The organism is Phytohabitans sp. LJ34 (assembly GCF_052068095.1).
Lineage (GTDB): Bacteria > Actinomycetota > Actinomycetes > Mycobacteriales > Micromonosporaceae > Phytohabitans.
In genome coordinates, this window is record NZ_JBQHDG010000004.1 from 394,986 (window position 1) to 420,297 (window position 25,312).

Genomic DNA, 25,312 nt, shown 5'->3' on the forward strand with positions numbered 1-25,312 from the left:
ACCGTCCTGCGCGCGTACCGGATCGGATGAGCTGACATCTCACGGCCGGCCCCCTGGTCGATGCGACCGGGGGCCGGCCCTGTGCGGCAACCGCTAGCGGCTGCTACCAGCTCGGCTCTCGGTCGCGCTGCATCAGTGGAGGAATGCGGTAGTTGGCGTAGGTGTATTTGCCGGTGATCGCTCCATCGGTGTCGAAATGGAAGACATCGACGCCGTGCCACCGCATGTGCGTGCCGTACCGCAGGCGTGCGAACAGCCGCAGCGCCAAGGGGACGGCACGTCCACGCGGGCCGGAGATGTCGATCCGGCACACCCAGCGGATGGCCGCCCGCCGCCGGGCCTGGTCGACGAGCCGGTCGTACACCTCGAAGCGCATAGCGCCGTATCGGCCGGCGAACTGTGGCGCGAACTCTGCTCGGATAGCGGCCCGGCCGTGATGTGTGACGCCGTTGCCCGGACAGTACTCCGCCGTTTCCGAGAAGAACGACATCACCCTGTCAAGGTCGTTGTCGTTGAAGGCCGCGACGAACTCCTCGATGACATCGGCCAAATCACGCTTCGCATCTGTCACGGCAGAGGCCTACTCCCTTGTCGTTCTGGGCGACGGAAGTCGTCGCGCTTTGTCGTCGAACAATGCGGGGGCCACTGCTCGACGATGGCCAACCGGGCAGTGGGCGGGCCAGTCACGGCGCAGCATAGCCGCCATCACCTGGATGGGGCGGAGCGGCTCGAGCCATCAGACAGGGCGGGATCGGCGCCGCCTGTGGCGCGCGCACGGGCGCAGGCGGTGGTTGGGAGAGGCGGTGCCTCACGCCCGGAAGGTCAGGCCGAACTCGGCACCCAGCTGCCGCACCGCCTCGGGATCGCCGAAGACGGCCTGCGGCCCGTAGGCGCCGTCGTAGATCTCGACGGCGCACCACCGAGCAGGCGAGCCGGCCGGCACGAGTTCGTGAATGCGCATGGCGAACGTCATCACGGCATCGAACTCCTCCTCGTCCTCGTCCTCGTCGTGCGGGATCCGCCACTCGCGCGGCTCCCCGTCGCAGCGGAACCGCAGCGCATGGTGACCGCCCGCCTCGTCGTCCACCACGTCGACGTCCGTGATCGTGATCAGTCCACGCGTGCGGTCCGCGATCAACCGCAACTGCTCCTCGTACAGTTGGGGCCCGTCTTCACATACTCCGCGGAAGGCATCTGGGTCGGCGTCGTACCAGATCCCCAGACTGTCGAGCAGCCTCAGCACGGCCCGGTCGTCCGGCACACCGAAGTAGTCAAGCGTCCTGTCCAACATGTCCGGTTCCAGGGCATCTAACGCTGTCTGCGCGTCTACGAGGCCGAGCTCGACCACGCGCTCCGTCACCTGGCGAATGGTCAATGTGGACTCCACAGGTTGCAGGTCATCCATTGTCGACGGTCGTAACGCCGAGGATGCGGTAGGCGGCGACGAAGCGGCTGCTCCACCACGAGGTATTGGCGTGGAAGCCGACTTTGACCCCGGGGCTGCGGGCGTCGTAGAGGGTGTCGTCCCCGGCCCAGAAGGCGACGTGCGTGATGTAGCGACCGTTGTCGACGGTGTTGGTGTAGAAGAGCAGGTCACCGATCTTCAGGTCCGAGGTCGGAATCCGCTTGGCGTATTTCTTCGCGGGAGAGGTATGGGTCCGCGCCCAGTCGTAGATCTGTTCGGCGGTGCGGACGCTGCTCGTGTCGAAATCGGGGAAGTTTCCGACCTCGTTGTAGGAGGTGAGCAGGAGCCCCGAGCAGTCATAGGCTGGACCCGTACCACCCAACAAGTAGTCGGCACCCTGCTTGTCGACAGCTTTCCGGTAGGCGATCCTGGTCCAGTTGAAGATATTCCTCTCCTGGTAGCAGGAGGTCCCCTGCTCGGTCGTCCCGTTCTGGACCTTCACCAGAAGGTGGTTGAGGTCGGCGAGGTTGCTTGGGTTCCATTCGAACTTGGCGCCATCCTGATGGGTGCCGTTGCCGCCCCTGAGGACGAAGTAGGCGTTGTCGCCGGGGAAGACGAAGGGCTCCGCGTTGTGGTCCTCGTCGTGGGCCTGGATCCGCAGGACCGGAGAGATGTTGGCCGCCGTGCCGGTGTCTTCGACGCGCCACCAGATGTTCACCTTGTTCGGGCCTTCCCAGCCGACCTGGATGAAGGCCTCGGCGCCCGGGCAGGAGACGGTGAGCGTGCCGCTCGGGTTGGCCAAACCGTCTGCGGACGCCGGAGGCACCGCCACGAAGACGCCACCGGAAATCGCGACCGCGCAGGCCGCGATCAGCGTCTCGATTCTGCGTTTCAGATGCTTCCCTTTCATGGTGGAGATCTCCTTTCAGCGCGGGATCGGCGAGACGGCCGCCAGCCGCGCCCCCGTACAGGTCATAGCCTGCGCGGCTGGGCGCGGCACCGACCGGGTGGTCTATGCCGCCGCCCAACTCGTCCGTGGTGAACACCTCAGGGTGAGGCTTCTTTGAAACAGGGCTAGTTCTGCAATACCGTGGCGTCGAGGTGGCGGTGCACCCGACCGATCCGGGTGAGCATGCTATGTGTGCCAACCCCGTCCGCTCTGCTTGGCATACGTAGCCAGGTCCTGCATCGTCGCGTCATCCAGAGCCAGCGCGGACTGCCCCGTCCCGGTCACTCTGAAGGCGCCCGCCGAGGCCGGCGCGGCCCGCACCGGCATGCCCCCGGGAGCGAGAATCGCCGCGTTGTTTCTTGGCGCTGCTACGTGCGGGGCCTGCCGCGACCACCGTCAGGCCTGCGGTGACCGCCAGCGAGACGAGCAGGGCCAGGACTCGTCGCATCTATCGTGTCCTCTCGAAGGAAACCGGGTGATATCCCGCTCGGTCGGCTGAAGTACCCTGATCGTTGCGTTTCGGGGGTTCGCTGTGACCCAACGAATCCGCGAACTTTCGTCGGCCTGGACCGTCGGTCACCCCGAGGAGGACCATGAGCGGCCGGAAGGGGCTATGGCGGGTCGCGGAGTTGCCAACGACCAAGGCCGGCGTCGAGCGGGCATTCTCGTACTGCATAGCGGGGATCCGCTTGGGCACGATCGCGCAGATGATCCCGGCTGTTCACATCGGCGTAGCGACGTCACCGCATGAAGTCGGCTACCTCGCGTGCTGGGCCGCCGCAGCCGTCGCGGCCGTCGCGGTGAGCGTGGTGACGCTCGTGCGCCGTCGCCCGCTGGGCGCGGCGACCTCCGCGACGGACTTCGCGCTGGCCTGCGTGTTGCTCGTCCTGGGGCCTCTGGTACTGCCGTCGGGGGAACGCATCGGCACCTGGGTCACGTACCAACCGGCCTACGCGCTGTCGGTCATCATCACTGCCAGCGGTGTCCGCAGCCGCGTCCTCTGGGCGGGCGGTCTCCTCGGCGTTGTCGTCTCCTACATGGTGTATCTCGGCGGCGAGATCGAGGGAAACATGACCTGGACCGCCGTCGGCAACGTCCTCACCTACGTGGTGTACGCGCTGGTCGCGCGGATCTTCTTCGGATTCACCCGCCGCATCGCGCGCGACGCTGATTCCTCGCGGGCCCGCGCCGCGGAGCTGGCGCGGCGCGAGGAGGAGAGGCGTGCCCAGGTGATGATGCACAACGGCGTCGCGCTCATGCGGCTGCTCACCGAGCCGGGGACCGACGCCACACGCTCCCGGCTCATCGACCAGGCTGAGGTGGAGCTGCGGCGCATGCGCTCCTACCTGCGCGGCCAGGCGCCGGACAGGGATGCAGCCGCCGCTGAGGTGGCCGATGCCAACTCCCCCGTCGTGCTCGCTGCGGTGATCGAGCGGGTCTGCGACCGATTCGCCGACCTGCACGTCGATGCATTGGTCGACCTCGGCGCCGACCTGAAAGTTCCCGCCGGGCAAGCCGAAGCGCTCGAACGCGCCCTCGAGAGCCTGCTTCTCAACGTACGCGTGCACGCCCGCGCGGACACGGTCGTGATCCACCTCGACCAGGACACGGACGGGACTTGGGTGATGACTGTGCACGACGACGGCGTCGGGTTCGACCCAACCTCCGTGCCCGCGGGGGTTGGGCTGCGCGAGGTCGTCGTCGGCGAACTGCGGCGGCAAGGGCTCCACGTAAAGATCGAGTCCGGAGTAGATGAGGGGACCACAGTGACGATCTGGTCCGGCCCCGGGCCAGCCGCCGTTCATACGGACCGGGACGCCACCGCGGACGCGCCATGAGGCCCCAGGTGGCGGTAGTCGACGACGCGTCGCTGATACGCGAGTCGTTCGGCCTGCTCATGCCTGGTCTGGACGTCGTCGCCGCGTTCGCGACCGTGGAGGAACTCGTGCGTCGACGCCCGACCGTAGACGTAGTCCTGCTCGACCTGCACCTGGCAAACCTCGAACAGCAACCCGACGTCCGCCAGGGCATCGCCGCGATCCGCGCGTTGACGAGCCGCGGCTACCGCGTCTGCGTCTACAGCCAGGAGGAACGCCGCTTCGTCCTCGCCGCGTGTGTCGCGGCGGGCGCGAGCGGGATCGTCTCCAAGGCGCTGCCAACCGGCCGGGCAGAGCAACTCTTCCTCGAAGTCGCCTCCGGTGGCACCATCGTGCCGCAGCCGGTCGTCGGGATACTCGAGGTTCTGGTCCGGCGCGACTGCATCACCCTGCTCAGCAAACGCCAGCGCCAGATCCTCCACGGCCGCGCCCGCGGCCTGAGCTACGCCCAGATCGCCAAGCAACTGTTCGTAAGCGAATCCACACTGCGCGGCTACTGGCTCGACCTGACCCGGTCGCTGTCCAACTCCCTGCGCGACCTCACTCCCAGCGAGATCGAACGAGCCCTCGGACTCGCGCCCGGAGACCTTCTGGAATTCTGGTCCGGGGAGGCAACTGACGCGAAAGATTGGTGGCGCGTCGACACGGGCAAATGAGCTGACCAAAGGCTCGGCCCGGCAGCCCTTGCCACAGCCTTGAACTTGTCGCCGGACCAGATGTAGCGGTTGCGCCGGTGCGACAACGGTCCGTGTCCTGACATTCGGGGTAGGGATTCCACATCAGACATCGTTGTCGGCGGTCATGCTCGCCGACATAGCCGACCGCCTCGAAGACCCGACATGGACCCAGATTGTCGTCGACCGCGTCAGCTGAGGCTTGGTACGCCCGGCCAACCTACTGTCGGCGGCAGAACAGGCGCGCCGTGAGCGGTCGGGTCAAAGCGGTTGCCGGCTACGCCGCCCGTCCATACGGTGGGCACCGTGACGGCGGATCTGTTTGACGCAGCGGCGATGTACGACGAGGACTACCTGCATTTCTTCGCCGGATCGGACGCCGACGGCACGCCGACGCACGGCCCCGTTGTGGGAACGGCGTACGCCGGCGCGTCCGCCGCCGCTGATCTCGTCTGGCAGCTGCTGGATCTGCAACCTGGAATGAGCGTGCTCGATCTGGCCTGTGGCCACGGCGTGTTGGCGAACATGTTGGCGGCGCGCGGGTGCCGGGTCACCGGCCTCGACTCCTCGGCGGCGTTCCTGGGTCGCGCTCGAGCCGACGCGGAGGCGATGGCCGTGGAAGTCGAGTACGTATCCGGGGACATGCGAGAACTGCCAGGATGGACGGCCCGGTTCGACCGGGTCGTCAACTGGACGACGGCGTTCGGGTACTTCGATGACGTCATCAACCGCACTGTGCTGACGGAGATGGCACGAGTCCTACGGCCGGGCGGCAAGCTGGCCATGGATCTCGACAACCTGACGAAATTCCTTGCGTCGTACACGCCGTCGCGTGTCACGGCTATCCGAAACAACGGCGACATGCTCGTCGACCGTCACCACCTGGATCCGCTGACGGGACGCTTCCAGGTCGAACGCACGGTCGTTCGCGACGGTCAAGCCCGCCGATTGACTTTCGTCAAGCGGTTGTTCGGCTTTCCCGAGCTGCGTGATTGGTGCACCGCCGCGGGTTTCACCCGTGTGGCCGGATACGGCGAAGACGGAAGCCCGCTGAATGCCGACCACAATCGAATGGTTGTGGTTGCGGAGCTTCCGTAGCACGTGCTGCATTTCCGCCGAGGTGATGGGCAGCAGCCATAGCAGCCGCGGCAAATGAGTGCGCGAGCCCTGTCGGCCCTCGTCGACTCATCGTTGACTACGGTTGTCCCTTGAGCCACGCCTCCACACGGCGGTGTCTACCAAGCCCTACCGCATCGAATTCATCGATGTGGCCATGCGCACGGACGCCGAGCCTCCGAAGCGCCTGGGAAATCGCAGACCGTCGGACCGTGACCGGAGGCGCGTCATCACCGTCCACGATCGGTCCGAGCACAAGCGCGCCGGCCTCCCAGACCGCCGCGAACTGCGTGCCAGTCCCGCCCCAGAAATCGGCCTCCACGTAGGCCACCGGCCCACGCCCAGACCACTCGGCCAGCACCGTGTCAAACCCCGGCGGAAAGCGCTGGCACACGGCGAAGCGCGAGTCAACCGTGCCGCCTCGCGCCACCTCGTCGAACAGGCCCTCGGTCATCGGCAGAAGGCACACTCCTTGACCGAGCGGCACAACGACGCCACCAACCAAGCCCCGCGCCGGCTGCAATCCAGGCCCGCTGCCGCTGCCACCCAACCCTGCCACCCGGCCTGGCCCGGCACATGCGCGTCGAGCACGAGTACGACCGCGGCGACGCGCTGGCTTACCTGGCCGCCCTGGACGTGCACGCCGGCACAGTGACCGGCCGGTGCGCGCCGACCACCGGCATCAAACCGTTCGCCGCCCTGGTCGAGCAGGTCATGACAGCCGAGCCGTACGCCTCAGCTCGACGGGTGTTCTGGGTCGTGGACAACGGCTCCTCGCACCGCGGCCAGGCCTCCTGCGACCGGATGCTGACTGCCGAGCAGTTGGCCGGAGCGGTCGTTGACGGGCGCACCAGGCTCCCACCCGAGCTTGCATAGCAACCATCGGGGATCACCCAATCATGTGACGCCAGAGAACAGCGGCGCCACCGCCTCGAACCGCACTATCCCACGCCGTATCGCTGCTTGCTCATCTTGACCGCGTGGCGTTGCCGGTAGGCGATCGGGTCGAAGACCGACGGCCGGCAGGCCCGAGCACTGGATCGTGCACGAAACCGCCGGCCGTTTCGTTAGGAGACGAACACCCTGGCGGCCGTTGACCGGGAGATGGTCGGAGCACGCCGGCCAATCAAGATGGCGTCAGCACAGCCTTACGTACTCGGCCCAGATGTTGAACTGAACCCACCCCAGGGTGGTTTGGCCCGGGCCGACACACCGCTCGTATGCCGTAATGGGAGTGGTCCATACCTTGATGATGACGTGCGTTCTCGGGTCGCAGTGAGTGTAGTAGGCGACAATCCCGACGCTGTCAACGTCGTAGCCGCATTTAAGCATCACGCCTACGTCGTCCGAGCCGGCCGGGGAGGCTGGAGCTGCGGTAGCGGGCGCCGCGGTGACCAGCGCCGCCGTCAGCCCGGCAATGCTGACAGCCAGAGCGAGCCACATGCGTCCGAACCGACTGTGCCTCATCGGTGAATCCTTACGCAGGCGAAGCCGTTCGCGTGCCACGAACCCTGCGTGTGGTCCTTCATGTCAGCGCAGATCGACGATCCGTCCCTCATGTAGTTGTTCAGGTCGAAGTTGACCCACACGGAGTTCAGGCCGCAACCCGCGGTGGCATTCCGATGCCACTCCTGACCATTCTCGTAATAGCCCCAGACGTGGAAGTCCTTGTCGCAGATCCAGCCGGGCTTGACGTGGCTGGCGGTGATCCGGGACACGAACAAACCACTGCCGTTGACGGCGATGCAGACCGGACCCCACGACGGATAGTTGCAGCTCGACGCATCCATCGTCCCGATCTCACCGGCGTCCGGCCCGGTCGCGGCGACCGCCGGTGCCGCCGTCGACGGCGCCGCCATGGCGGACGAGGCGGGGGCGAACAGCACTCCGACTGCCACGAGCAGAAGTGCGAGCAGGGGTCTTGCGATGCTTTTGCGCATGCCTTTCCTTTCCCCAGCTGAGACGGCGGCATGCCCTGTTTCTCTGAGCTCCACGCCGACTGACAGTGTTGTCAGCGAAACAATATTCACAGATGCCACTGTCTTGACGCTGTCCTGACGCTGTCGCGGCGATCGCAGATCACAGCCGCCAATGACCGAACAATTCCATCGACGGTGCCGAGCTGTCCGGCCCGCTGATCCGCGTGATGTAGGTACGCACTCGGGCCGCCTCCTCCTTGGCGCCGACCGCAATGAAGGCCTTGAGCGCCAAGATCCATTGCTCGCGTGCTTCCAGCGTCTGGCCCACCTGGTACAGGACGGCGCCGAGGGCGGACCGGGTCGCGCCTTCGTTTCGCCGGTCGTTGGTCTGCTCGCAGATCGCCAGGTCTCTGCGGTAGATGACGATCGCTTCGTCGAGGCGCCCTGCCGCGGCCAGGGTACCGGCGAGGTTGTTGCATGCCAGGCTCTCGCCGGGGAGGTCGCCGGCTGTGCGGAGGAGTTCGGCGGCGTGCTGGAGGGTGGTGACTGCCTTGTCGAGGCGGCCGCTCTGGTGCAGGATCTCGCCGAGACTGATCCATGCCAGTCCTTCATGGTGGGTGTCGCCGCTCTGGTGTAGAAGGGTTGCCGCGCGCCGCAGTGTGGCGATCCCGTCGGCGGTGCGGCCGGCTAGGTGTTGGAGGGTTCCGAGATCGGTTGCGGTGAGCGCCTCGCCGTGGTGGTCGCCGATGTCGCGCAGGATGTTGGTGGCCTGCTCGAATGCGGCAGCGGCGTGATCGAAGCGGCCGGCGTCGCGGTGAACGATGCCGAGGTTGGTCAACGCGGTCTGTTCGGTGCGGCGGTCGCCGGAGTCCTGGTGGAGGCGGACGGCCTGCTCGAAGGCGCGGACTGCCTCATCTAGCCGGCCTAGCACGTGACATGCGCTGCCGAGGCAGTTGTGGGCCAAGCCTTCGCCATGGCGGTCGCCGATCGCGGCGTGGAGGTCGATCGCGTGCTCGCTCGCGGTGATCGCTTCGGTGAATCGCTGCGCCCGGTGCAGGGCGATGCTGAGGTTGACCAGGGCCTTGCCTTCGCCGTGGCGGTCGCCGGTGTCCCGGTAGCAGTCGATGGCCAGCTGGTGCGCGGTGATCGCCTCGTCGATGCGGCCGCTTTCCAGCAGGGCGTTGCCCAGCATGTTGTAAGCCTGGCCTTCGCGGTGCCGGTCGCCGGTCTGTCGGCAGAGCGCGAGATTCTGTTGATGGGTGGCGATTGCCTCATCGAGGCGACGTGCGAGGGTCAGGGCAACGCCAAGGTCGTTGAGCGCAAAGCCTTCGCCGTACCGGTCGCCGGTGACGCGATGGATATCGACGGCCTGTTGATGGGCGGCGATCGCCTCGTCGAGTCGGCCCAGCTCGCGCAGCCCTGAGCCGAGGTTGTTCAGCGCGGTGGCCTCGCCGTTGCGGTCGCCCAGCTCGTGGCAGATCACAACATCCGCGGTGGTGGCGGTGACCGCTTCGTCGAACCGGCGCAGCTCGAACAGCACGTAGGCGAGGTTGGTCAGCGCGATACCTACTCCGCGGCGGTCGCCGGGGTCATGCTGGCTTCTGAGTCGCGGCCAGGGCGCGGTGCAGGAGGGCGTTCAGCGTCGCGGCCTCGTCGGCGTCGAGGCCGAAGATGGCCGGGTCGTTCAGCGCGTCGGCGGCTCGGGCGGCTCGGTCGAGGACCGACCGGCCCTGCGACGTCAGGTCGATGCCTGCCCGGCGCCCGCGTCCGCCGCTGCGGTCGCGGACGACGTGCCCGGCCGCTTCGAGCGATGCGACGAGTTCGCCGACGCTCTGCGGCGTGACGAGCACCCGGCGGGCCAGTTGCCCGGACCCGATGCCGGGCTCGGTGGCGATCGTGGCGAGCACTCCGAACTGTGTCGGCGTCAGGCCGAACGGTCGCATCTCGTCCTCGAACCGCCTGTTCAGCACGTGCGCGAGCCGCACCACCGTCCAGCCGAGGGCACGGTCGGGGCCGGCCAAAGTATCAGGGTCCCTTGCACCCACTATCAGGGTTCCTTATGGTTGCTCTCATGACGACCTTCTCTGGTTGGCAGCGTAGTGCCCTCGCCGTCACGGCCGCGGCGCTCGTCCTCGCGATGTCCCCGGCGGTGGCGGCCCCGGCCAGCGCGGTGCGCACGCTCGTAACGTTCACCCACCCGGACGAACATCCCGAAAGCGTGGTGATCGGCGACAACGGCACGATCCACGTCGCGCTGCACGCAGCGGCGACGGTATGGCACCGCCGGCCCGACGGGCGGACCTCAGTGACCGTGTTGCCGAAATCGCGACAATCAGGTGCGGTAACGCGCGCGAACGGGATCGCGGTCGCGCCCAGCGGCGTCGTCTCGGTGGCCGTACTGTCGACCGACGCGGCGATCGCCGGCGTGTGGCAGGGCTGGCCGGGACGGCCATTCCGGCGCCTAGCGGCCCTTCCAGTCGATGCGAGCCCGAACGGGATGTCACGCGACCACCAGGGCAACCTCTACATCGCCGACGACGCACTCGGCGTGGTCTGGCGGGTGCCGGCCGGCCGACGGGTCGCCGAGACGTGGCTGCGCCATCCGCTGCTGACGCGCGCGGCCGGCGGCACGCCCTACGGCGCGAACGGCACCGAACTGCACGGCAACGCGCTGTGGATCGGAAACCCGTCGCAGGAGCTGCTCGCGTCGGTGCCGATCGGCCGCGACGGCCGGCCGGGAACGCCCACGGTGCGCCAACGCGGACCAATATTCGCCGACGTCGACGACTTCGACATCCACCACGACAACACCATCATCGTCGCCCGCATCTCGGCGCAGACCGTCGAACGGATCCGGCCCGACGGCACCACGACGATCCTGGCAACGACGGCCGACGGCCTGTCCCAACCGACCGCGGTCGCGATCGACGGCCGCCGCCGGACCATCTACGTGACGAACGCGGCGTTCTACCGGACGCCGGGCGCCGCGCCCGCGTCGGTGCAGGCCATAACAGCACTCGGATGACCTTCCCGCCCGCGGACCCACCACCCACGACCACGCGTATGCACGTTTATACCCGTACGCGGGGCCCAGGGAGACGGTGACGCATCGATCCGCCAGGCTGGTGGAGGTGCGTACGAGACGGGATGTTGATGGACCAGGATCACCAGGTATCGAACGGCTTTCAGGTTCCGCAGTCTTTCGTCAGATGCCCCGATCCGTGACGACAAAAGCAGGTGCCTAAGAGCTGTGTGCCGCTGTCGTTTCGCTGACGCCGGCAGTGCATGCCGAGGACGCGCGCGCCGGCCGTGGGCACAGGGTTGAGGTGCGAAGCACCCGGGCATCAGGCACCAGATCGGCCAGGGGGGCCGATCTCGCCACCGCTGGATCCCCGCATTCATCACGGACAATGGTCGGTCCGGCGGGGTGCGAGGTCGACGCCTCGCACCCCGCCGGTCGTCCTGGTTACGCCAGCGGGATGCCGTCGATCACCCGCTTCGGAACGGTCCGGACCGATCCGGTCTCGGTAGTGACCGTGCGCTTCCCGCCGACGATCTTCCAGACGGTCGCGGAGTCCGGCGATTTGACCAGGACGCCGTCTCCGATGGTGCGGGGAAGAGCGTCCAGAACACGGCCGGGAATCACATGGACCGGATGATTACCGTACCCGGCACCCGCGAGTTCGTTCCAGGTATCGAAGGAGACCCACGCGCCGCCGACGATAACGCCGATGCCGCTGTGGTCTGGCTTCTTAACCAGGACGCCGTCCCCGATAGTGCGAGGAAGAGCGTCCAGAACACGGCCGGGAATCACATGGACCGGGTGACTACCGTACCCGGCACCCGCGAGTTCGTTCCAGGTATCGAAGGAGACCCACGCGCCGCCAACGATAACGCCGATGCCGCTGTGGTCTGGCTTCTTAACCAGAACGCCGTCCCCGATAGTGCGAGGAAGAGCGTCCAGAACACGGCCGGGAATCACATGGACCGGGTGACTACCGTACCCGGCACCCGCGAGTTCGTTCCAGGTATCGAAGGAGACCCACGCGCCGCCAACGATAACGCCGATGCCGCTGTGGTCTGGCTTCTTAACCAGAACGCCGTCCCCGATAGTGCGAGGAAGAGCGTCCAGAACACGGCCGGGAATCACATGGACCGGGTGACTACCGTACCCGGCACCCGCGAGTTCGTTCCAGGTATCGAAGGAGACCCACGCGCCGCCGACAATGACGCCGATGCCGCTATGGTCTGCCTTCTTAACCAGAACGCCGTCCCCGATAGTGCGAGGAAGAGCGTCCAGAACACGGCTGGGAATCACATGGATCGGCTGGCCCTTGTGCCCGGTCTCTTCCAGTTCGTTCCAGTTGCTGAAGGAAACCCATGCGCCGCCGAGAACGACGCCGATGCCTTCGTGGTTCGGCTTCTTGACCAGAGTGCCGTTCGCCGGCGTGCTCCGTAGAGCGGTATACGCACGGTGTGGTACCGCCCGTACGTGCAGGTGCCATTCGGCGCCGTAGCCGACGTCGGTGACCTCTTGCGGGTTGGCGAACGGGACGGTGGCGCCGCCGACGATTTTGGCGACCGGGGTGCTGCCGTTGATGCCCTGGATCAAAGTGCCGTCAGCCGGCACGTCCGCGCGGAGTTCGTTGAATACGCGGGTCGGGATGGCTTGGACCTTGCTCGGCCAGTCGGTGCCGTATCCAGCGTCGATGAGCTCCTGCGGGCTGGCGACGTTGATCCGCGCCCCGCCGACCATCATCGCTACCGGGGTGGAGGCGCCCCCACCCGTGCCCTGCACGAGGGTGTTATCCGTGGGCACCCGGGACCGGGCGTTGAAGATCCGGGCGGGAACGGCTCGTACCTTGCCGGCCCAATCACCGCCATGGCCGGTGTCGATGACTTCCTGCGGGCTGGCGAACGGGACGATCGCCCCACCGGCGAACGTGGCGACCGGGGTGGAGACACCGCCGGCCACTCCCTGGACCAGGGTGCCGTTGGCCGGCTCGAACCCAAGCGTGTGGTAGCTGACGCCGCTGATCGCGGTCACCTTCCGGGCCCAGTCCGTGCCGTGACCGGTCTCGATGACCTCCTGCGGGTTGGCGAACGGAATCAATGCCCCGCCGAGCGTCGCGGCCACCGGCAGGTCGGTCCCGTTCGACACGGCCTGGACGAGGTTACCGTCCGCGGGCACCTGGTTCATGTGATCGCGGGCGTCGATCGACCAGTTGGACACCTTGACCGGGGTGCCGCAGTTGACCGGGGCGGCGCACGAGTCCTGCCACAGCGGGGCACCCCCGACGAACAGATACACCCGGCCACGCTGGTCGATAGCTGACGAGCCGTTACGCGGCCTCGCCGGGCCGGCGTCGATCACCGCCTGGGTCGTCGGGCGTGACTGCGGCTCACAGATCCCGTTGTCACAGGTGGCCTGCCAGACCGGCGCCCCACCCACCACCTTGTAGATCCGTTTCGTGTCGGTCGTGGCCAGCACCGTGCCGTCGGCCACGCTACGCACGTCCGTCACCGGCTGCGGACCCGGCGGCGTCGGCGGCGCCGCGCCACCAGGGTTCGGCCCGGCCCCTCCACCCCGACGCGCGAGGCTGGACCCGCATTCCTCGGCCAATGTCCTGCCCTCGCGTATCGGACACGCGCCGAACGCCGTGGGAACCCGGGCCACCGTCGCTGATATGCCGCAGGAGCCACTGCCATCGGCCTTGACCCAGGTGGTGATCACTTTCCGGAACTCGTACCGCATGTACGGAGTCACCATTACGAACTCGCCGGGCGGAAGCACCATATTGACGGCCGACGTCACCCCCCGCTGAACGCTCACCTGCGTCTGGTAGCCGGCCTTCAGGCTCAGTTCGATGACTTTGCCCACGTCGAGCGTACCCTCCACCGTGATCGTCGCCGTCCTCGTCTCCGTCAAACTCGTGCTGTACGACACGGTCGTGGAAAGGGACGCATGGCCGTACCGAATCACCGGGCCGGGCTCCACCACCAGCTCATACTCATTCCACCGCATAACGTGATGTTCCTGCCGGGCATTGAAACACCCATCCCGGTACCAGTCATCAGCCCTCACCGGCGAAGGCTGGACCACCACCCCCACCGCCGACAGCAGCACAGCCATAACCATCAACGCGTAGAACGCCCGCCCGCGTCTCGGCAAGATGCCACCGGCCGATCTCCCCAGCCACCCAAAAGCACCGCGGAATAGCCCCGTCATATCACTCCCATCGCCAACACCACCGACGCAACCAGCCACCCTTCACGGGAACGTGGTGACCGAATCAGCCATGTTCAACAAACCCCACGTGCGCCCGCATACGGATAGAGGACCTTGATCTTGTGGGGACATCGAAGGGTGCCACTGGTCGCGGGCGGAGCGTATCCAACCGCGCTTACATACTGCTGTCGCAACGCTTTCGCGGTGCGGCGTGGGACGCACGCGAGCCGGGCCACATGGGCGTCCCCAATACCGTGCGTCGTGAACGAGCTCAGAAGAGCTCGCCAGCCCCACGAAAATGCCGCTCACCGACGTGATCCCAGTCGAACAGGGCGAAATAGAACGTGAAAAGCGGCGGGAAGCCCGAAGATGAAGAAGAGCAGGAAGAACGGCGCCACGTACGCGTAGGGCGCCAGCAACTCGCGCACGCCCTGCTGGACGCGGCGCGGACGACGCACCGGTGACCGCAGCTAGCCCACTCAGTTCTTTCCCTCTGTTCCAAGCACCTCGCACGCGATCTGTACCGATGCTGGGCCCGCCGACGTCGCGGCGATCGGCACGCGGTCTCAGGCTTGATCGCGGGTAGGTGCGACGTCACCGGCGAACTGGCCGGTCGGATCGACCGCGCGGCGTACCCGCTCCACCCGGGCGCGAGTCTGGTCGTCGTACGTTCGCTGCGGCCGTTCGAAGTCGTCGACGAAGTTGGGCGCCGTGAAGCCGGTCAGGTACTGCCGGAGAGTCGACCGGACGGCCTTGAGGTCGCTCATGGTCTCCTCACCGGCCAGGCCGACCCCGTAGTAGTGCAGCGGTGCTGTGAAACGGCCGAGCGCTCCAACGTTGGCCGGGGCGGCGGCGAACGCGCCGCCGAGCTGACGCAGTTCGAGCGCGATCAGGTTGGGCCCGGCGTCCAGGATCCGCGCCCAGTCGGCTGCGCCGATCTCGTGCAGCAGGGCCGAGTCCGAATGGAACGGCACCGGCTGCTGCGGATCCATGTGGACCAGCGGCAGCGCCTCCGGAGCAGCTTCCGCCCACGTGTTCGCCACGGGTGAGGCGAGTTCGGACAGTGCGGACAGCATCTCGTCGGCTATGCGCTGGGCCGCCGGCAGGTCCGGTTCGGTGGGTGCGATCATCGCACCGTCCAGGGCGAGCACGCGCTTGCCGGCCAGGTACGGGGGGAGGAACGGCAGTGGCGGCAGCGACAGCATGCGAAGGCTGGTGGTGATCTCCGGTGGGGCAGTTCGGGCCCACGCCTGCCAGACCGGCGCCAGCCGTGCGGCGTCGGAGGCATTCCAGACCGCCATGCCGGTGACGATGCGGTGCATCGGCATCAGGTCGATCTCCGCTTCCACGACGACGCCGAACCCGCCGCCCCCGCCGCGCAGCGCCCAGAACAGATCCGGACGGTGCGTGGCATTCGCCTCGACGACTTCCCCGTCGGCCAGCACGACGGTAAGCGAGCGCACCGAGTTAGCGGCCAGCCCGAACCGGCGGCCGTAGAAGCTGAGGCCGCCGCCGAGCAGGTAGCCGATGACGCCAACGGTGGCAGATGAGCCGTGCAGGGCGGTGAGCCCGTGCCGGGTCACCTCGGGCACGACGTCGCCCCAGGTCTTGCCGGCAGGCACACGGGCCCTCCGGGCGTCCGGGTCGACGCGCACGGGCGCGTCCAGCAGGGGACGCAACAGCAGTGCGTCGGTCAGCGGGCCGGTGCGGCCCATCGCGTGGCCGGTGGTGGTCAGCCGGAGCTGCCGGCCCAACCGGCGCGCCGTGGCTACCGCGTGGACGACGTCGTCGATCGATCGGGCGGTGAACGCCCCGGCCGGGTCGACCGGCGCGGCGAGCTGGAAGGAGGCGCCGGCCTGCGCATACTCGGAGGTTCCGGGCGGGCTGAACGGGGTGAGGTCGATGGTGGTCACCGGAGCTCCTCCGCATTGCCGAGCTCGGCCTGATGCGCGGTCAGGAAATCGGTCAGGCTGAGCGGATGCGGGTTGAACGCGCGCCCGGCCTCGATGTTGCGGCGGCCAAGGTAGGACTCGGGGAACTCGGCGTAGTACTGGAACATGTTTCCCAGCTCGTCCGCGCCGGGGAAACCGAAGCCGCGGAACTGCTCGTGGGTAGGCGGGCGATAGGCCACCGGCTCACCGAGCACCGCGCCGAGCGCCGCCGTCATCTGCTCGCCAGTCAGGTATTCGCCGACCACGGGAATCGTGGCGCCCACCGTCTCCGCCGGCTGCTGGAACACGCGCAGCGCCACCCGGCCGATGTCATCGGAGGCGACGCCCGCGATCGCGGTGTCGCCGAGCGGCAGGTGCACGGCGAGCGTCCCGTCCGGGTCGCGTTGCGGTTTGGCCAGGGTCAGCAGGTTGTCCCAGTAGAACGACATCAACAGATACGTGGTGGGCAGGCCGGACTTGGCGAACAAGGCGTCGGCGGCCCCGCCCTTCACGTCGAAGTGCGGCACCCGATAGCCGTCGCCAAGGACAGGCATCCGATCGTCATCGGCCGCGATCACCTCCCGGGTGTCCTCGAGCGTCGACCACACGACGTGCCGCAGGCTGGCCGCCTGGGCCGCGCTGATGAGGTTCTCCACCTCGGCCAGTTCCCGGGCCGGTGAACGGTGCTCCCAGTACGGCGTGACCAGGAACGCGCCGTACGCCCCGTCGAATGCCCGGCGCAGGCTGCCCTCGTCGGTGAGGGTCGCCTCCACCACGTGGGCGCCGCGCCGGGCCAGCGCCTGCGCCTTGGGCGACGCGGCGTTGCGCGTCACCGCCCGTACGGTGAATTCGCTGCCGGTCAGCAGCGCCCGGACGACCGCGCCGCCCTGCGTGCCGGTCGCGCCGAGCACGGTGATCACTTTGTCGTAAGACATCGACGTTTCCTCCCTGTTGGTCCGGATCAGGCGGTGGGGGCGACGATGACGGTCTTACCGAGCAGCCCACCCGCAGCGGCCTGGGCGTGCACGGCCGGCAGCTCCGCGAGGGGTACCCGCTGGGCGACCTCGACGCGCAACTCACCGGTGCTGACGCGAGCGGCCAGGTCGGCGAGTTGGTCGGCGTCGCTGCGGACGAACAGGTCGATACCGCGCACACCGCGCTCCTCGTCGGAAGGGGCCGGCATCCAGACCGTGGTATTGACGAGGGTGCCGCCGTCACGGATCAGCGTGACCAGCGCGGCCAGCTGTTCCGGAGCGACCGGCGCGAGATTGAGTACCAGGTCCACCGGCTCGGCCACCGCCGCGGTCACATCCGTGGTGGTGTGGTCGATCACCTCATCGGCGCCGGCGGCTTTGACACGCTCGGCGCTGCGCGGGCTGGCCGTGGCGATCACCTGGGCACCGACCTCCTTGGCCAGCTGCACGGCGTATCCGCCGACCGCTCCGCCGGCGCCGTTGATCAGCACCCGCTGACCGGCGGTCAGCTTGCCGTGGTCGAACAGCGCCTGCCACGCGGTCAGGCCCACCAGCGGCAACGCCGCCGACTCAGCCAACGGGATGTTCTTGGGTGCCCCTGTCAAGATCTCCGCCGGCGCGATCACATACTCCGCAGCCGCCCCAGCCCCCGTCATCGGCAGGAAGCCGATGACGCGGTCGCCAACCGCGACGTCGTCCACGCCGTCACCGAGCGCGTCGACCGTGCCGGCGACGTCGATGCCAGGAGTGTGTGGCAGCTCGACCGGGATCGGACCCTGCATGTAGCCCGCGCGGATATTGCCGTCGACGCCGTTGAACGACGTCGCGGCGACGCGGATCCGGACCTGACCGGCGCCGGGGGTGGGCTGCGCCGCGTCCTCGTAGCGCAGAACCTCGGGACCACCGAACTCGTGAAAACGCACTGCCTTCATTGCTGAACCTGCTTCCGTGAGCGCCGTCAATGACGTCACTCAACTTCGCAGGATCCAGCGCGGTTAGCCTGGGCCGGGCTGGCCCACCTTGATGATGGTCGGCTCCCCGGCGCCGCCGACGATCTCAGCCAGACGCGCCGCATCGGCCGAGCCCGGCGCCGCGGTGAGCACGAGAGCCGCCAAATCGTCCCCCGGGATGGCGAGCAGGCTGCCGACGAGCGTGACGGAGCCGCCGTCCGGATGAACGAACGCGGCACTGCTCTCGTAGGCCGCCACCGGCCGCGGCGTGCGCCACAAGGTGTCGAACAGGCGGCTTCGGCTCCGCATCTCGTCCACCAGCGCGGCAAGCGACGCATCGGCGGGGTAGCGCAACAGCGCGCTCTTCAGGCGGGCAACGAGGATCGCCTGATGATCGGTCGCGTCAGCCGCAGACTGCTGGAAACGACTGAACGGATCGCAGAAGGAACGCCAGGCGATGTTCCACTCCCACGGGTCCCCGGTGAGATTCCAATGCCCCAGGGCCATGAACGCACTGTTTACGGCGATCAAATTCATCGCCGCGTCGGAGACGAACATCGGCGTGTCCGTGAATCGCTCCAGCAACCGCATCGCACCCGGACCGACTTCGTTCGGCACCCGCCCGTCCGCGGCGGCGTACCCGGCCAGCGCGCAGAGCCGCTCATACTCCGCCCGCCCGACCCGTAACGCACGAGCGATGGCGTTCACCACCCCGGCCGACGGATGGCTACGCCCCTGCTCCAACCGGCGTACGTAGTCCGCAGACATCCCCGCGAGCTCGCCCAGCTCCTCCCGCCGCAACCCTTGCACCCGCCGACGGCCGACCGGCAGCCCGACAGCCGCCGGGGCCGTACTCTCCCGCAACTGGCGCACCGCAGCGCCGAACTCCTGACGTGCCACGACCCAAGTGTGCCCGGCCAGTCCAGACAGCGGAGCTAGTGGGCGGCCTTGGCCCCTCAGCCCTTGAAGATCGCGACAACCTGCGCAGGGGCGTTGGTACCGCCGCACTTTCCAGCGAGCCGCGTTGCGGATCGTGTCATCACCGATTAGGTGGTGGCGGTTTCGGCGGAGGTGAGCAGTGCGGCGAGCTGACTCATCAGGCCGTGCCGCGGCCGGTAGTAGACCCAGGTGCCGCGGCGCTCGGCGTCGACGAGGCCGGCTTCGCGGAGGGTCTTGAGGTGGTGGGAGATCGTCGGCCCGGTGAGGTCGAAGGCGGGGGTGAGGTCGCAAACGCAGATCTCCCCGTCGGGGGCTGAGGCGATCATCGACATCAGCCGGAGCCGGACTGGGTCGCCGAGGGCCTTGAAGGCCGGTGCGAGCACGGCGGCCATGTCGGCGGACACGGGCTGTTCGGCGATCGGCGGGCAGCACGCCACACCAGCGTTGAGGTCGGTGAGGGTGAGCGCCGCCTGTTTAGACATGCGTCTAGGTTGACAGTTCTCGAAGCAGAGTGCAACCCTGCTTAGAGGAACGTCTAAACAGAGCTTCGGAGGAAAGGCGGGCAACGCCGGAAACGGATCGGTCAGCACGCCATGCACGGCTGCTGGTGGCACGACGTCGTGTTCATCGAACGCCGAAGCCCACACATCACCCAAACCCTTCAGTACGTCATTGAGCAAGGAGTCCACAGTGGATAGCGATCTACCGGTCGTGGTCATCGGCGCGGGCCCGGTCGGGCTGGCCGCCGCCGCCCACCTGCACGAGCGCGGCCTGGCGTTCACCGTCCTGGAGGCCGGCGACGGCCCCGCCGCCGCCGTGCGGGCGTGGGGGCATGTGCGGCTGTTCTCCCCGTGGCGGTACAACATCGACGCCGCCGCCCGCCGCCTCCTGGCGGATGCCCGATGGGTGGAACCGGATCCGGAGGTGCTGCCGACGGGCAGGCAGTTGGCCGCCGAATACCTCCAGCCTCTGGCGGACCTGTCCGCGCTCAAGCCGCACCTGCGCTATGACGCCCGGGTGATCGCGGTGACCCGGCAGGGTGTAGACCGGCTCCGCACGGCCGGCCGCGCGGACGCGCCGCTCGTGGTGCGGCTCGCCGGCGGCGAAGTCCTGCTGGCCCGGGCGGTGATCGACGCCTCCGGCACCTGGGACACGCCGAACGTGCTCGGCGCCTCGGGCATCCCCGCCCGCGGCGAAACCGAGGCCGCCCGGTTCATCGAGACGGCGCTGCCGGACGTGCTCGGCGCCGACCGGGACCGGTTCGCCGGCCGCCACACCCTTGTGGTCGGCGCGGGCCACTCCGCTGCCAACACCCTTCTCGCCCTGGCCGACCTCGCCTCCCAGACGCCAGGGATGCGAGTGGTGTGGGCGATCCGGTCGGCCAGCCCCGCCCGCACGTACGGCGGCGAGGCGGCCGATGCCCTCCCGGCCCGGGGCGCGATCGGCAGCCGGCTACGCGAACACGTGGAGTCCGGGGCGATCGAGTTGGTCACCGGCTTCGGTGTCCATGCCATCGCCGCCTCGGACGAGGGCGGGGTGGCCGTTTCCGACGGCGCCCGCACGCTCACGGTGGACCGGGTGGTAGCGGCGACCGGGTTCCGGCCAGACCACGCGCTGACCACCGAACTGCGCCTGGACCTGGACCCGATCCTCGGCGCCACCCGCGCGCTGGCCCCGTTGATTGATCCGAACGAGCATTCCTGTGGCACCGTGCCGCCGCACGGCGTCGAGGAGCTCGCTCACCCCGAGCCCGGCTTCTACGGCATCGGGGTCAAGAGCTACGGCCGGGCGCCGACGTTCCTGATGGCCACCGGCTACGAGCAGGCCCGCTCGGTCGTCGCCGCCCTGGCTGGCGACTGGGCCGCCGCACGGGACGTCCAGCTGGACCTGCCCGAGACCGGGGTGTGCAACAGCGGCCAGCCGGTCGACAGCGACCGGATCCAAGACGGCGGTGGCTGCTGCGGCGTCACCACGGCCGCGGCGGCACCGCCGGGTCGCGGCCTGGCCACCGGGATCGGCGGCGGTCTGCTGTCCGCACCCGCGCCGACTCCACCAGCCGCGAGCGGGAGCCGCGCCAGGTAACCCGCGCCGTCCCTGGCGCCGAAGAGGATCGGTCGGCCAACCGCGGTCTGGTCAGCGGGTGGTCAGCATCCAGGTCTGTGCGGCCATCTGGACCGCGTCCCACGGGCTGCCCAGCGGTGGCGTGTAGGACAGGTCCAGGTCGGCGATGTCATCCACAGTCATCCGGTGGTGCAGGGCGGTGGCGTAGATGTCCACCCGCTTGGCCACGCCGGTATCCCGGTGCCCCACCAGCTGCGCCCCGAGCAACCGGCCGGTGGAGGTGTCACCGGTGACCTTGATGGTGATCGGCTTCGCACCCGGGTAGTACGCCTTGTGGTCGTCCGCGACCGTGCGGCGGCTGGCCGGCATGAGGCCGTGCGCGGCGGCTTCGTGGTCGCGCAGCCCGGTGCGGGCGACGGCGAGGTCGAACACCTTGACCACCTGTGTGCCGAGGGAGCCGGCGAACTCCCGATCCCCGCCGACGGCGTTCTCGCCGGCGATCCGGCCCTGTTTGTGTGCGGTCGTGCCCAGCGGCAGGTAGGTGTCGGTCTCCAGCAGCCGGTGGTAGGTGTGCACGCAGTCACCGGCCGCGTAGACGTCGGGCACGTTGGTGCGCATCCGCCGGTCCACGGCGATCGCCCCACGCACGCCGAGCCCCACACTGGCCGTCTCGGCCAGGGTCGTGTCCGGGCGCACGCCGACGACCACGAGCACAAAGTCCACAGTGGAGGAGAACGCGTCAGCGCGGTCGGCCGTGGTGTGCCCGGCCACCGTCAACCCGGCCGGTCCACGCTCGATCGCCGTGACCGTGACGCCGGTGCACACCCGGACGCCGTGACGGGCGAGCTCCTCCTCGACCAGTGCCGCCAGGTCCGCGTCGACCGTCGGCAGCACCTGCGGCAGCTGCTCCACAACCGTGACCGCGAGACCGCGGGCGTGCAGCGCCTCGGCCATCTCCAGGCCGATGTACCCGGCACCCACGATCAACGCCGACCGCGGCTCACGGGCCAACCCCTCGGTGAGGGCGAACGTGTCCGCCATCGTGTGCAACACGTACACCCCGTCGGCCGTGCCGAGCCGGTCCAGACCCGTGATCGGCGGGCGGACCGGACTCGCGCCGGTGCCGACCACGAGACGGTCATAGCCGATCGTCTCCTCCCGCCCATCGGGGCCGGTCACGGTGACGGTGCGGGCCGCTGGGTCGATCCGCCGGGCCGTCGTGTCCAGCCGCAGCTCCAGACCGGCCGCCTCGAGGTCAGCCTGGGTGCGGTGGGCCAGGTCGCGCCAGTCCGGCACATCCCCGGAGACGTGGTACGGGATGCCGCAGATCGAGTAGTTCGGAAAGCGGTCGGCCACTACCAGCAACGGCTCCACGTCTGGGTCGACCTGCCGCGCGCGCAGCCCGGCGCCGATCCCGGCGTCGCTGCCGCCCACGATGACCAGCCGGGTCACCCCGCCGCCCGCCCTGGCACCAGATCCGCCACCAAGTCCCCTACGCGGCGGCGGATCTCGTCACGGATCGGCCGCACCGCCTCGATCCCCTGACCGGCCGGGTCGTCCAGCTTCCAGTCCTCATACCGCTTACCCGGAAAGACGGGGCAGGCGTCGCCGCATCCCATCGTCACGATGACGTCGGCGGCGTACGCGTCGTCGTACTCCAGCAGGTTTGGAATGTTGCCGGTGATGTCGACGCCGGCCTCGGCCATCGCCGCCACCGCGACCGGGTTGATTTCGCTCGCCGGCGCGGAGCCGGCCGAGCGGACCTCGACCGCGTCTCCGGCCAGATGGCGCAGCCACCCTGCCGCCATCTGCGATCGGCCCGCGTTGTGCACGCACACGAACAACACCACCGGCTTCGAACCGCTCATCCTGATCGCCCTTCCGACAACTGTGGGACCACGACCTCTTCCGCGCCGACCGCCGCGCGCGGGTACAACACCACCAACACACCCAATCCCACAACCAGACCCACCAGCTGGGCAACGACGAAACCCGGCACCGATCCCGGGGCGATACCGGCGAACGTATCCGTGAACGCCCGCCCCACCGTGACCGCCGGGTTGGCGAAGCTCGTCGAGGAGGTGAACCAGTACGCCGCACCGATGTACGCACCCACCGCGGCCGGCGCGACCGAAGCTCGGCCCGCGCGAGCGAGGGCGAACACCAACAGCACCAGACCGGCCGTCGCCACCAGCTCCCCGATCCACAGGTGGCTCCGTCCGCGACCGGTGCCCGACCAGTCCACCGGCGACAGCTCGAACATCAGGTTCGCCAGCACGCAGCCACCGATCGCCCCGACCACCTGCGCGGACACGTACGCGGCCAGGTCCCCGGTGGTCAGACCGGTGGCAGAACGCCGACCCAGCCACCAATCCGCGAGCGAGATGACCGGATTGAGATGAGCGCCGGAGACCGGACCGACAACCAGAATGAGGGCCGCCAAGCCGAGCGCGGTGGCGGTCGAGTTCTCCAACAGCTGAAGGCCCACATCATCCGGCGACAGCCGGGCCGCCATGATCCCCGAGCCGACCACCACCGTGACCAGCAGCCCCGTGCCGACGAACTCGGCGGTCGCGCGACGCCACAACGGCAGGCCCATCAGCACTCCCGCCGCACATCGCCGCTGTCGCGGGCTTGCTCGGCCAGCGCGCTCAGGTAGCCGGCCGCGCCGTCGAGAGCCTCCGCCCGCAGGCGGTAGAACGTATAACGGCCCTCTGGCCTGGCCTCCACGATGCCCGCCTGCCGCAGCGCGCGCAGGTGGTTGGAGACGTTCGGCTGTGTCGCACCGGTATCCGCCACCAGGTGGCAGGTGCACGCCGCCCCAGCGGCGAGGATCTCCACGATCCGGGCCCGCAGCGGGTCGGCCAACAGGCGGATCACATCATGCTCAGCTGATATCAGCACACCATGATTCAACCAGGCGCAGCCCGCACCTCCCCCGCGAGGGTGCCCACCGTCGCCGACAAGACCTCTACCCGGCCCTGGATCCAAGCCTGTACACGAACGCCTCACGGCTGGCGTCGAAGGTGCGGAAGGCGGCTACACATTCGCCAGATCTCGTTCGGCGCTACGACGCGGTGAGTCGCTCCTGTGCCTCGAACAGTTCGTCGCCGCGCTCGGTGACCCAGGCGCCCAGCGCCCGCATCGGGCCGTCGGCGAAGCTACGGCCGAGATCGGTAAGCGCGTAGTCGACCCGGGGCGGCGCCTCGGCGAAGAACCGCCGCTCGATCAGGCCATTGCCGGCCAACCGGTGTAACGCCTCGGTGAGCGCCTTGTCGCTGATTCCTCCGATGCGCGCCCGTAGCGTGCGGCGGCGGCGCGGGCCCTCGGTCAGCGCCGCGAGCACGACCGCATCCCACGTATGCGCGAACAGGTCGGCCGCCATGCGCAGCCGGCAGTCAGCCACGAATTCCTCGCAGTAGGCGCCATCACCCATGCACCCCATCCTGGCACACCCGACACGCACCATCCGGTGCGCGTCGGCCGGCCTAGCGTGACGGCATGCGTATCGGAATCCTCGGCACCGGCAACCTCGCCACAGCACTGGCCACCGGCTGGGCCCGGGCCGGGCATGACATCACCATCGGCGGTCGCTCGACGGCCGCCGCCGAAGCGATCGCGAACCGGATCGGCGGCACCGCCCGGCCCGTGCGGACAGTCGCCGCCGGCGCCGACGCGGTTCTGCTCGCAGTCCGCTGGAATGGCGTCACCGAAATGCTCACGGCGGCCGGTGGGCCAGCCGGCGCACTCGCCGACCTTCCCCTGATCGACCCGACGAACGCTGTCGAGCACGGTGTCGGCGCCCTCCATACCGAACCTGCCCGGTCAGCGGCCGAGCACGTCGCCGCCCTCGCGCCTGGCGCGCACGTGGTCAAAGCCTTCCATCTGTTTCCGGCGGAGCGGTGGGTGACGCCCGACGCCGGACCGGTCACCGTCGCCATGTGCGGTGACGACGAACGCGCCCTCGATGTGGTCGGGGCCCTCGTGCGAGACGTGGGTGGAATTTCCGCGATCCTCGGGAAGCTCGACCGGGTACGCCAGTTGGAGGAGGTCGCCGGCTTCGTCATCGGGCTGGCATTCGCCGGTGTTGACCCGCAATCGGCGATTCCGACGGTTCCCCGCTGACATGACATCAGCCAAGAGCCCCGTCACTTTCCCAGTCGGTGCCGAGAAACTGCCTCGGGATGTGGGTGGCCTCGTTTCGAAAGAGTTCACCGAAGTCGCCGCACAGACCGGTGCCAAGCCGCCCGTCATCGGCAACACGGACCATTGTCGGGCGAATGCCCTG

General features: G+C 68.5%; 26 protein-coding genes. 7 read left to right on the forward strand and 19 right to left on the reverse strand.

The window, feature by feature from the left end; genetic code table 11:
- Nucleotides 1-103: 103 nt before the first annotated feature.
- From ACTMTJ_RS09525 to ACTMTJ_RS09535, 3 genes are all read right to left on the reverse strand, one after another.
- Complete coding sequence (locus ACTMTJ_RS09525; RefSeq protein WP_441215774.1) at nucleotides 104-571, reverse strand: YybH family protein; 468 nt, start codon at nucleotides 569-571, stop codon at nucleotides 104-106.
- A 237-nt stretch (nucleotides 572-808) separates the two neighbouring features.
- Nucleotides 809-1,405 (reverse strand): hypothetical protein, encoded by a 597-nt coding sequence (locus tag ACTMTJ_RS09530; RefSeq protein ID WP_441215775.1) that lies wholly within the window; start codon nucleotides 1,403-1,405, stop codon nucleotides 809-811.
- A complete protein-coding gene (locus ACTMTJ_RS09535) occupies nucleotides 1,398-2,315 on the reverse strand; it encodes a C40 family peptidase (protein WP_441215776.1) in 918 nt (305 codons plus the stop codon). The genes ACTMTJ_RS09530 and ACTMTJ_RS09535 overlap by 8 nt, the downstream gene beginning before the upstream one ends.
- 728 nt (nucleotides 2,316-3,043) lie before the next feature.
- Between ACTMTJ_RS09535 and ACTMTJ_RS09540 the strand changes: the two genes are divergently transcribed.
- The 3 genes from ACTMTJ_RS09540 (at nucleotide 3,044) to ACTMTJ_RS09550 (ending at nucleotide 6,003) form a co-directional block, all read left to right on the forward strand.
- Entirely contained in the window at nucleotides 3,044-4,192 is a 1,149-nt protein-coding gene (locus tag ACTMTJ_RS09540; protein ID WP_441215777.1) for a sensor histidine kinase, read from the forward strand.
- Nucleotides 4,193-4,200: 8 nt separating this feature from the next.
- Entirely contained in the window at nucleotides 4,201-4,887 is a 687-nt protein-coding gene (locus ACTMTJ_RS09545) for a LuxR C-terminal-related transcriptional regulator (protein ID WP_441215778.1), read from the forward strand.
- A 324-nt stretch (nucleotides 4,888-5,211) separates the two neighbouring features.
- Nucleotides 5,212-6,003 carry a class I SAM-dependent methyltransferase gene (locus tag ACTMTJ_RS09550; protein WP_441215779.1) on the forward strand — a complete coding sequence of 264 codons (792 nt, stop codon included), beginning with the start codon at nucleotides 5,212-5,214 and terminating at the stop codon, nucleotides 6,001-6,003.
- A 97-nt stretch (nucleotides 6,004-6,100) separates the two neighbouring features.
- Here ACTMTJ_RS09550 and ACTMTJ_RS09555 read toward each other — a convergent pair whose 3' ends face one another.
- Nucleotides 6,101-6,475 (reverse strand): hypothetical protein, encoded by a 375-nt coding sequence (locus ACTMTJ_RS09555; protein WP_441215780.1) that lies wholly within the window; start codon nucleotides 6,473-6,475, stop codon nucleotides 6,101-6,103.
- A 122-nt stretch (nucleotides 6,476-6,597) separates the two neighbouring features.
- Here ACTMTJ_RS09555 and ACTMTJ_RS09560 point away from each other — a divergent pair, with 122 nt between their 5' ends.
- Complete coding sequence (locus tag ACTMTJ_RS09560) at nucleotides 6,598-6,897, forward strand: hypothetical protein (RefSeq protein ID WP_441215781.1); 300 nt, start codon at nucleotides 6,598-6,600, stop codon at nucleotides 6,895-6,897.
- 261 nt (nucleotides 6,898-7,158) lie between these two features.
- Here the strand turns inward: ACTMTJ_RS09560 and ACTMTJ_RS09565 are convergent, their stop codons facing one another.
- From ACTMTJ_RS09565 to ACTMTJ_RS09580, 4 genes are all read right to left on the reverse strand, one after another.
- Nucleotides 7,159-7,464 (reverse strand): DUF6355 family natural product biosynthesis protein, encoded by a 306-nt coding sequence (locus ACTMTJ_RS09565; RefSeq protein WP_441215782.1) that lies wholly within the window; start codon nucleotides 7,462-7,464, stop codon nucleotides 7,159-7,161.
- Nucleotides 7,465-7,484: 20 nt separating this feature from the next.
- A complete protein-coding gene (locus ACTMTJ_RS09570) occupies nucleotides 7,485-7,961 on the reverse strand; it encodes a hypothetical protein (protein ID WP_441215783.1) in 477 nt (158 codons plus the stop codon).
- 139 nt (nucleotides 7,962-8,100) lie between these two features.
- Nucleotides 8,101-9,504 carry a tetratricopeptide repeat protein gene (locus ACTMTJ_RS09575; protein WP_441215863.1) on the reverse strand — a complete coding sequence of 468 codons (1,404 nt, stop codon included), beginning with the start codon at nucleotides 9,502-9,504 and terminating at the stop codon, nucleotides 8,101-8,103.
- Between the two features lie 25 nt (nucleotides 9,505-9,529).
- The gene (locus ACTMTJ_RS09580) at nucleotides 9,530-9,961 is read right to left on the reverse strand and encodes a MarR family winged helix-turn-helix transcriptional regulator (RefSeq protein ID WP_441215784.1); all 432 of its coding nucleotides are present in this window, start codon (nucleotides 9,959-9,961) and stop codon (nucleotides 9,530-9,532) included.
- 50 nt (nucleotides 9,962-10,011) lie between these two features.
- Between ACTMTJ_RS09580 and ACTMTJ_RS09585 the strand changes: the two genes are divergently transcribed.
- Nucleotides 10,012-10,965: an SMP-30/gluconolactonase/LRE family protein gene (locus ACTMTJ_RS09585; protein ID WP_441215785.1), complete on the forward strand. Its 954-nt coding sequence runs from the start codon at nucleotides 10,012-10,014 to the stop codon at nucleotides 10,963-10,965.
- A gap of 441 nt (nucleotides 10,966-11,406) precedes the next feature.
- On the opposite strand, the gene ACTMTJ_RS09590 is transcribed toward ACTMTJ_RS09585, so the two are convergent.
- From ACTMTJ_RS09590 to ACTMTJ_RS09615, 6 genes are all read right to left on the reverse strand, one after another.
- Nucleotides 11,407-14,073 carry a hypothetical protein gene (locus tag ACTMTJ_RS09590; RefSeq protein ID WP_441215786.1) on the reverse strand — a complete coding sequence of 889 codons (2,667 nt, stop codon included), beginning with the start codon at nucleotides 14,071-14,073 and terminating at the stop codon, nucleotides 11,407-11,409.
- A 662-nt stretch (nucleotides 14,074-14,735) separates the two neighbouring features.
- Nucleotides 14,736-16,082: an FAD-binding oxidoreductase gene (locus ACTMTJ_RS09595; protein WP_441215787.1), complete on the reverse strand. Its 1,347-nt coding sequence runs from the start codon at nucleotides 16,080-16,082 to the stop codon at nucleotides 14,736-14,738.
- Nucleotides 16,079-17,035, reverse strand: a complete 957-nt coding sequence (locus ACTMTJ_RS09600; protein WP_441215788.1) for an NmrA/HSCARG family protein — start codon at nucleotides 17,033-17,035, stop codon at nucleotides 16,079-16,081. Before ACTMTJ_RS09600 ends, ACTMTJ_RS09595 begins: the two co-directional genes overlap by 4 nt.
- A gap of 26 nt (nucleotides 17,036-17,061) precedes the next feature.
- On the reverse strand, nucleotides 17,062-18,036 hold the full coding sequence (locus ACTMTJ_RS09605; RefSeq protein WP_441215789.1) for an NADP-dependent oxidoreductase: 975 nt from the start codon (nucleotides 18,034-18,036) through the stop codon (nucleotides 17,062-17,064).
- 33 nt (nucleotides 18,037-18,069) lie between these two features.
- On the reverse strand, nucleotides 18,070-18,924 hold the full coding sequence (locus tag ACTMTJ_RS09610; protein WP_441215790.1) for a helix-turn-helix domain-containing protein: 855 nt from the start codon (nucleotides 18,922-18,924) through the stop codon (nucleotides 18,070-18,072).
- A gap of 146 nt (nucleotides 18,925-19,070) precedes the next feature.
- A complete protein-coding gene (locus ACTMTJ_RS09615) occupies nucleotides 19,071-19,445 on the reverse strand; it encodes an ArsR/SmtB family transcription factor (protein ID WP_441215791.1) in 375 nt (124 codons plus the stop codon).
- A 208-nt stretch (nucleotides 19,446-19,653) separates the two neighbouring features.
- On the opposite strand from ACTMTJ_RS09615, the gene ACTMTJ_RS09620 reads away from it, so the two are divergent.
- The gene (locus tag ACTMTJ_RS09620) at nucleotides 19,654-21,045 is read left to right on the forward strand and encodes an FAD-dependent oxidoreductase (protein ID WP_441215792.1); all 1,392 of its coding nucleotides are present in this window, start codon (nucleotides 19,654-19,656) and stop codon (nucleotides 21,043-21,045) included.
- Between the two features lie 51 nt (nucleotides 21,046-21,096).
- On the opposite strand, the gene ACTMTJ_RS09625 is transcribed toward ACTMTJ_RS09620, so the two are convergent.
- The 5 genes from ACTMTJ_RS09625 to ACTMTJ_RS09645 form a co-directional block, all read right to left on the reverse strand.
- On the reverse strand, nucleotides 21,097-22,476 hold the full coding sequence (locus ACTMTJ_RS09625; RefSeq protein WP_441215793.1) for an FAD-dependent oxidoreductase: 1,380 nt from the start codon (nucleotides 22,474-22,476) through the stop codon (nucleotides 21,097-21,099).
- Nucleotides 22,473-22,892 (reverse strand): arsenate reductase ArsC, encoded by a 420-nt coding sequence (locus ACTMTJ_RS09630; RefSeq protein WP_441215794.1) that lies wholly within the window; start codon nucleotides 22,890-22,892, stop codon nucleotides 22,473-22,475. Before ACTMTJ_RS09630 ends, ACTMTJ_RS09625 begins: the two co-directional genes overlap by 4 nt.
- Complete coding sequence (locus ACTMTJ_RS09635) at nucleotides 22,889-23,623, reverse strand: aquaporin (RefSeq protein ID WP_441215795.1); 735 nt, start codon at nucleotides 23,621-23,623, stop codon at nucleotides 22,889-22,891. Before ACTMTJ_RS09635 ends, ACTMTJ_RS09630 begins: the two co-directional genes overlap by 4 nt.
- Nucleotides 23,623-23,904 (reverse strand): ArsR/SmtB family transcription factor, encoded by a 282-nt coding sequence (locus tag ACTMTJ_RS09640; protein WP_441215796.1) that lies wholly within the window; start codon nucleotides 23,902-23,904, stop codon nucleotides 23,623-23,625. Before ACTMTJ_RS09640 ends, ACTMTJ_RS09635 begins: the two co-directional genes overlap by 1 nt.
- A gap of 187 nt (nucleotides 23,905-24,091) precedes the next feature.
- Entirely contained in the window at nucleotides 24,092-24,460 is a 369-nt protein-coding gene (locus ACTMTJ_RS09645) for a winged helix-turn-helix transcriptional regulator (RefSeq protein WP_441215797.1), read from the reverse strand.
- 65 nt (nucleotides 24,461-24,525) lie between these two features.
- Here ACTMTJ_RS09645 and ACTMTJ_RS09650 point away from each other — a divergent pair, with 65 nt between their 5' ends.
- Nucleotides 24,526-25,149 carry an NADPH-dependent F420 reductase gene (locus tag ACTMTJ_RS09650; RefSeq protein WP_441215798.1) on the forward strand — a complete coding sequence of 208 codons (624 nt, stop codon included), beginning with the start codon at nucleotides 24,526-24,528 and terminating at the stop codon, nucleotides 25,147-25,149.
- The last annotated feature ends 163 nt before the right edge of the window (nucleotides 25,150-25,312 follow it).

Excerpts from the sequence above, each read along its gene's own strand:
- ACTMTJ_RS09530 (WP_441215775.1), bottom strand. The coding sequence starts at position 1,405 with ATGGATGACCTGCAACCTGTGGAGTCCACATTGACCATTCGCCAGGTG.
- ACTMTJ_RS09535 (WP_441215776.1), bottom strand. The coding sequence starts at position 2,315 with ATGAAAGGGAAGCATCTGAAACGCAGAATCGAGACGCTGATCGCGGCC.
- ACTMTJ_RS09555 (WP_441215780.1), bottom strand. The coding sequence starts at position 6,475 with ATGACCGAGGGCCTGTTCGACGAGGTGGCGCGAGGCGGCACGGTTGAC.
- ACTMTJ_RS09560 (WP_441215781.1), top strand. The coding sequence starts at position 6,598 with ATGCGCGTCGAGCACGAGTACGACCGCGGCGACGCGCTGGCTTACCTG.
- ACTMTJ_RS09565 (WP_441215782.1), bottom strand. The coding sequence starts at position 7,464 with ATGTGGCTCGCTCTGGCTGTCAGCATTGCCGGGCTGACGGCGGCGCTG.
- ACTMTJ_RS09570 (WP_441215783.1), bottom strand. The coding sequence starts at position 7,961 with ATGCGCAAAAGCATCGCAAGACCCCTGCTCGCACTTCTGCTCGTGGCA.
- ACTMTJ_RS09585 (WP_441215785.1), top strand. The coding sequence starts at position 10,012 with ATGACGACCTTCTCTGGTTGGCAGCGTAGTGCCCTCGCCGTCACGGCC.
- ACTMTJ_RS09590 (WP_441215786.1), bottom strand. The coding sequence starts at position 14,073 with ATGGCTGTGCTGCTGTCGGCGGTGGGGGTGGTGGTCCAGCCTTCGCCG.
- ACTMTJ_RS09600 (WP_441215788.1), bottom strand. The coding sequence starts at position 17,035 with ATGTCTTACGACAAAGTGATCACCGTGCTCGGCGCGACCGGCACGCAG.
- ACTMTJ_RS09615 (WP_441215791.1), bottom strand. The coding sequence starts at position 19,445 with ATGTCTAAACAGGCGGCGCTCACCCTCACCGACCTCAACGCTGGTGTG.
- ACTMTJ_RS09630 (WP_441215794.1), bottom strand. The coding sequence starts at position 22,892 with ATGAGCGGTTCGAAGCCGGTGGTGTTGTTCGTGTGCGTGCACAACGCG.
- ACTMTJ_RS09635 (WP_441215795.1), bottom strand. The coding sequence starts at position 23,623 with ATGGGCCTGCCGTTGTGGCGTCGCGCGACCGCCGAGTTCGTCGGCACG.
- ACTMTJ_RS09645 (WP_441215797.1), bottom strand. The coding sequence starts at position 24,460 with ATGGGTGATGGCGCCTACTGCGAGGAATTCGTGGCTGACTGCCGGCTG.
- ACTMTJ_RS09650 (WP_441215798.1), top strand. The coding sequence starts at position 24,526 with ATGCGTATCGGAATCCTCGGCACCGGCAACCTCGCCACAGCACTGGCC.